1 protein-coding gene is annotated in these 414 nt (G+C 54.6%); it reads right to left on the bottom strand.

All coding sequences use genetic code 11. The features are described 5' to 3' along the window. On the bottom strand, window positions 1-414 hold a 414-nt coding region (locus A3730_RS09345; RefSeq protein WP_156501111.1), incomplete at both ends, for a GDP-mannose 4,6-dehydratase.

The following is a 414-nucleotide window of genomic DNA, read 5'->3' as shown; positions in this document are numbered from 1 at the left end:
ATACTGCCAAGGGCCATAATTATTGCTGGCATGGGAAATCAGGGCAGGAAAGCCATAGGTGTGCACCCAGGCGTCCACTAGATGATCCGCTGCAGCCTTACTCGCCGCATAGGGTGAGCCGGGATGCCAGGGATCACCTTCCTGTGCTGCCGCCCCTTTAGGCCCTAAGTCACCGTACACCTCATCAGTGGATACTTGCAGAAAACGAAACGGGCGCGAACCAGCTCGCACTTGAAGCCAGCTGCGGCAAGCTTCGAGCAAGGTCAGGGTGCCCTGGATATTAGTGCGCGAGAACTCCATAGGGGCTGTGATGGAACGGTCCACATGGGATTCCGCTGCAAAGTTGATCAATGCACAAGGCTGGTGTTCCTCCAGCAATTTCGACACCAAATCAGCATTGTTTATGTCACCTTT

The sequence above is a fragment of the Alcanivorax sp. HI0044 genome, from assembly GCF_001634945.1.
The sequence above is the reverse complement of the archived record's forward strand: the minus strand, read 5'-3'. Positions and strand labels throughout refer to the sequence as shown.